Source organism: Pseudomonas sp. HMSC057H01 (assembly GCF_001836405.1).
Taxonomy (GTDB): domain Bacteria; phylum Pseudomonadota; class Gammaproteobacteria; order Pseudomonadales; family Pseudomonadaceae; genus Pseudomonas; species Pseudomonas aeruginosa.
The window spans coordinates 1-6,199 of record NZ_KV828525.1; the positions used below are offsets into that span (position 1 = coordinate 1).

General features: G+C 68.3%; 1 protein-coding gene. It reads left to right on the plus strand.

Going from position 1 to position 6,199, the window contains the following annotated elements; all coding sequences use genetic code 11:
• The coding region (locus HMPREF2581_RS30525; RefSeq protein WP_139181937.1) for a non-ribosomal peptide synthetase at positions 1-6,199 on the plus strand (6,199 nt) is incomplete at both ends.

Here is a 6,199-nt window from a genome sequence, read left to right on the forward strand (position 1 = left end):
CTGGGCGAGATCGAGGCGCGCCTGCTGGAGCATCCGTGGGTGCGCGAGGCGGCGGTGCTGGCGGTGGACGGCAGGCAGTTGGTCGGCTACGTGGTGCTGGAGAGCGAGAGCGGCGACTGGCGCGAAGCCCTGGCCGCGCACCTGGCGGCGAGCCTGCCGGAATACATGGTGCCGGCGCAGTGGCTGGCGCTGGAGCGGATGCCGCTGAGTCCGAACGGCAAGCTGGATCGCAAGGCGCTACCGGCGCCTGAAGTAAGCGTGGCGCAGGCAGGCTACAGCGCACCGCGCAACGCAGTGGAGCGAACCCTGGCGGAAATCTGGCAGGACCTGCTGGGCGTCGAGCGGGTCGGCCTGGACGACAACTTCTTCAGCCTCGGCGGCGACTCGATCGTCTCGATCCAGGTAGTCAGCCGTGCGCGCCAGGCCGGATTGCAACTGAGCCCGCGCGACCTGTTCCAGCACCAGAACATCCGCAGCCTGGCCCTGGCGGCCAAGGCGGGTGCGGCGACGGCGGAACAGGGGCCGGCAAGCGGCGAGGTGGCGCTGGCGCCGGTACAGCGCTGGTTCTTCGAGCAGTCGATTCCCAACCGCCAGCACTGGAACCAGTCTCTCTTGTTGCAGGCGCGCCAGCCGCTCGACGGCGACCGGCTGGGGCGTGCCCTGGAACGCCTGCAGGCGCAGCACGATGCCCTGCGCCTGCGTTTCCGCGAAGAGCGCGGCGCCTGGCACCAGGCCTACGCCGAGCAGGCCGGCGAGCCGCTGTGGCGCCGGCAGGCGGGGTCCGAGGAGGCGTTGCTGGCGCTTTGCGAAGAAGCCCAGCGCAGCCTCGACCTCGAACAGGGGCCGCTGCTGCGTGCGCTGCTGGTGGACATGGCCGACGGCAGCCAGCGCCTGCTGCTGGTCATCCACCACCTGGCGGTGGACGGGGTGTCCTGGCGCATCCTGCTGGAAGACCTGCAGCGTCTCTATGCCGACCTCGACGCCGATCTCGGGCCGCGTAGCAGTTCCTACCAGACCTGGAGCCGGCACCTGCACGAACAGGCCGGCGCGCGCCTGGACGAACTCGACTACTGGCAGGCGCAACTGCACGACGCTCCGCATGCGCTGCCATGCGAAAACCCGCATGGCGCCCTGGAAAACCGCCATGAGCGCAAGCTCGTCCTGACCCTGGACGCCGAGCGTACCCGGCAGTTGCTGCAGGAAGCCCCGGCGGCCTACCGGACCCAGGTCAATGACCTGCTGCTGACCGCCCTGGCCCGCGCGACCTGCCGCTGGAGCGGCGACGCCAGCGTGCTGGTGCAGCTCGAAGGGCACGGCCGCGAGGACCTCGGCGAGGCCATCGACCTGAGCCGCACGGTGGGCTGGTTCACCAGCCTGTTCCCGGTGCGCCTGACCCCGGCCGCGGACCTCGGCGAGTCGCTGAAGGCGATCAAGGAGCAACTGCGCGGCGTGCCGGACAAGGGCGTCGGCTACGGCCTGCTGCGCTACCTGGCTGGAGAGGAGGCTGCGACCCGCCTGGCCGCGCTGCCGCAGCCGCGGATCACCTTCAATTACCTGGGCCGGTTCGACCGTCAGTTCGATGGAGCGGCGCTGCTGGTACCGGCCACGGAAAGCGCCGGTGCCGCCCAGGATCCGTGCGCCCCGCTGGCCAACTGGTTGAGCATCGAAGGCCAGGTCTACGGCGGCGAGCTGAGCCTGCACTGGAGCTTCAGCCGGGAAATGTTCGCCGAGGCGACCGTCCAGCGCCTGGTCGATGACTACGCGCGGGAGCTGCACGCGCTGATCGAGCATTGTCTCGACCCGCGGCATCGGGGTGTGACGCCGTCGGACTTCCCGCTGGCCGGGCTTTCCCAGACGCAGCTCGATGAATTGTCCTTGGATCCTGATTCGGTGCGGGACATCTATCCGTTGTCGCCGATGCAGCAGGGCATGCTGTTTCACAGTCTTCATGGAACGGAAGGCGACTATGTCAACCAGTTGCGCATGGATATCGGCGGATTGGACCCGGATCGCTTCCGCGCAGCCTGGCAGGCCACCCTCGATGCCCATGAGATCCTGCGCAGCGGATTCCTCTGGAAGGACGGCTGGCCTCAGCCGTTGCAGGTGGTATTCGAGCAGGCGACGCTGGAGCTGCGGCTGGCCCCGCCAGGCAGTGATCCGCAACGGCAGGCAGAGGCTGAGCGCGAAGCCGGTTTCGACCCGGCCAGGGCGCCGTTGCAACGCTTGGTGTTGGTGCCGCTGGCGAATGGGCGGATGCACCTCATCTATACCTATCACCACATCCTGATGGATGGCTGGAGCAACGCCCAACTGCTCGCCGAGGTACTGCAGCGCTATGCGGGGCAGGAGGTAGCCGCTACCGTTGGGCGTTACCGCGACTACATCGGTTGGTTGCAGGGCCGCGATGCGATGGCAACCGAGTTCTTCTGGCGCGATCGGCTGGCCTCCCTGGAGATGCCGACACGCCTGGCGCGCCAGGCGAGGACGGAGCAGCCTGGCCAGGGTGAGCATCTGCGCGAACTGGATCCGCAGACGACCCGCCAACTGGCGTCCTTCGCCCAAGGTCAGAAGGTCACGCTCAACACCTTGGTGCAAGCGGCCTGGGCGCTGCTCCTGCAGCGGCACTGCGGGCAGGAGACGGTAGCCTTCGGCGCCACCGTGGCCGGACGGCCGGCGGAACTGCCAGGCATCGAGGCGCAGATCGGTCTGTTTATCAATACCCTGCCGGTGATCGCCGCGCCGCAGCCACAGCAGAGCGTCGCGGACTACCTGCAGGGGATGCAGGCGCTCAACCTGGCGCTGCGCGAACACGAGCATACGCCTCTGTACGACATCCAGCGCTGGGCCGGGCATGGCGGCGAGGCTCTGTTCGATAGCATCCTGGTGTTCGAGAACTTCCCCGTGGCCGAGGCTCTGCGCCAGGCTCCCGCCGATCTGGAGTTCTCCACGCCAAGCAACCACGAGCAGACCAACTACCCCCTGACGCTGGGTGTCACCCTGGGTGAGCGCCTGAGCCTGCAGTACGTCTATGCGCGGCGCGATTTCGACGCAGCGGACATCGCCGAACTGGACCGTCACCTGCTGCATCTGCTGCAGCGGATGGCCGAGACCCCCCAGGCAGCGCTGGGCGAACTCGCCCTGCTCGACGCCGGGGAACGCCAGGAGGCGCTGCGGGATTGGCAGGCACCGCTCGAGGCGCTGCCGCGCGGCGGCGTCGCGGCGGCCTTCGCGCATCAGGTAGCGTCGGCGCCTGAGGCGATTGCGCTGGTATGTGGCGACGAGCATCTCAGCTATGCCGAACTGGATATGCGCGCCGAGCGTCTGGCGCGTGGCCTGCGGGCGCGCGGCGTGGTCGCGGAAGCGTTGGTGGCGATCGCTGCCGAGCGCTCCTTCGACCTGGTCGTCGGCCTGCTGGGCATCCTCAAGGCCGGTGCCGGCTACCTGCCGCTGGATCCGAACTACCCCGCGGAGCGCCTGGCGTACATGTTGCGCGACAGCGGCGCGCGCTGGCTGATCTGCCAGGAAACCCTGGCGGAGCGGCTGCCCTGCCCGGCAGAGGTCGAGCGGCTGCCGCTGGAGACCGCCGCCTGGCCGGCGAGTGCAGATACGCGGCCGCTGCCGGAGGTAGCTGGCGAGACGCTGGCCTACGTGATCTATACGTCCGGCTCGACCGGCCAGCCAAAAGGAGTGGCGGTCAGCCAGGCGGCGCTCGTCGCGCACTGCCAGGCGGCAGCACGGACCTACGGCGTCGGCCCTGGCGACTGCCAATTGCAGTTCGCCTCGATCAGTTTCGATGCCGCTGCCGAACAACTCTTCGTACCCCTGCTGGCAGGAGCCCGGGTCCTGCTCGGCGACGCCGGACAGTGGAGCGCGCAACATCTGGCGGATGAGGTGGAGCGGCACGCGGTGACTATCCTCGATCTACCGCCGGCTTATCTTCAGCAACAGGCGGAGGAGTTGCGCCACGCCGGCCGCCGGATCGCGGTACGCACCTGCATCCTCGGCGGCGAAGCCTGGGACGCCAGCCTGCTGACCCAGCAGGCGGTGCAGGCTGAAGCCTGGTTCAACGCCTACGGTCCCACCGAGGCGGTGATCACTCCGCTGGCCTGGCACTGTCGGGCGCAAGAGGGCGGCGCTCCCGCTATCGGCCGCGCGCTCGGTGCGCGCCGGGCCTGCATACTGGACGCAGCCCTGCAGCCATGTGCGCCGGGGATGATCGGCGAGCTGTACATCGGCGGCCAGTGCTTGGCTCGTGGCTACCTGGGCCGCCCCGGCCAGACCGCCGAGCGTTTCGTGGCCGATCCGTTCTCAGGTTCGGGCGAGCGCCTGTATCGCACCGGGGACCTGGCGCGTTATCGCGTCGACGGTCAGGTCGAATATCTCGGCCGCGCCGATCAGCAGATCAAGATCCGTGGTTTCCGCATCGAGATCGGCGAAATCGAGAGCCAACTGCTTGCACACCCGTATGTGGCGGAAGCAGCGGTCGTGGCGCTGGATGGCGTCGGTGGTCCGCTGCTGGCGGCCTACCTGGTGGGGCGTGACGCTATGCGGGGTGAGGACCTTCTGGCGGAGCTGCGCACCTGGCTGGCCGGACGCTTGCCTGCGTACATGCAACCGACGGCTTGGCAGGTGCTGTCCAGCTTGCCGCTGAACGCCAACGGCAAGCTGGATCGCAAGGCGCTGCCGAAGGTGGACGCAGCTGCCCGCCGCCAGGCCGGAGAGCCTCCGCGGGAGGGGCTCGAACGTTCGGTCGCAGCGATCTGGGAGGCGCTGCTCGGTGTCGAGGGCATCGCCCGCGACGAGCACTTCTTCGAACTCGGCGGTCACTCCCTCAGCGCCACCCGGGTGGTCTCGCGCCTGCGCCAGGATCTGGAGCTGGACGTACCCTTGCGCATCCTGTTCGAGCGGCCGGTCCTGGCAGACTTCGCCGCTTCCCTGGAGTCCCAGGCGGCGAGCGTTGCCCCTGTGCTGCAAGTATTGCCGCGAGTCGCCGAGTTGCCTTTGTCGCATGCTCAGCAACGCATGTGGTTCCTCTGGAAACTGGAGCCTGAAAGCGCGGCCTATCATCTCCCCAGCGTACTGCACGTGCGTGGCGTCCTGGACCAGGCGGCGTTGCAGCAGGCCTTCGATTGGCTGGTGCTGCGCCACGAGACCTTGCGCACCCGCTTCGAGGAGGTCGACGGTCAGGCGCGCCAGACGATCCTGGCGAACATGCCGTTGCGCATTGTCCTGGAGGATTGCGCCGGGGCGAGCGAAGCAACGTTGCGCCAGCGGGTGGCCGAGGAAATCCGCCAGCCATTCGACCTGGCTCGTGGGCCGCTGCTGCGCGTGCGTCTGCTGGCGCTGGCTGGGCAGGAGCATGTGTTGGTCATCACCCAGCACCATATCGTGTCCGACGGTTGGTCGATGCAGGTGATGGTCGACGAACTGCTCCAGGCCTATGCCGCGGCGCGGCGCGGCGAACAACCGACGCTGGCGCCATTGAAGCTGCAGTACGCCGACTATGCTGCCTGGCATCGCGCCTGGCTGGACAGCGGCGAGGGCGCGCGGCAGCTGGATTACTGGCGTGAGCGCCTGGGCGCCGAGCAGCCGGTCCTGGAACTGCCCGCCGACCGGGTGCGCCCGGCCCAGGCCAGCGGACGCGGGCAGCGTCTGGACATGGCGCTGCCGGTGCCATTATCGGAGGAGCTGCTGGCCTGCGCCCGGCGGGAGGGTGTCACCCCGTTCATGCTTCTGTTGGCCTCGTTCCAGGTGCTGTTGAAGCGCTATAGCGGGCAGTCGGACATTCGCGTCGGGGTACCTATCGCCAACCGCAACCGCGCCGAGGTCGAGCGCCTGATCGGCTTCTTCGTCAATACCCAGGTGCTGCGTTGCCAGGTCGATGCTGGCCTGGCTTTCCGCGATCTACTGGGCCGCGTGCGCGAGGCGGCGCTGGGCGCGCAGGCGCACCAGGATCTGCCGTTCGAGCAATTGGTCGATGCCTTGCAGCCCGAACGCAATCTCAGCCACAGCCCGTTGTTCCAGGTGATGTATAACCACCAGAGCGGCGAGCGGCAGGATGCCCAAGTCGATGGTTTGCACATCGAGAGTTTTGCCTGGGACGGTGCTGCCGCACAGTTCGACCTTGCCCTCGATACCTGGGAAACCCCGGACGGCCTTGGGGCGGCGCTGACCTACGCGACCGACCTGTTCGAGGCGC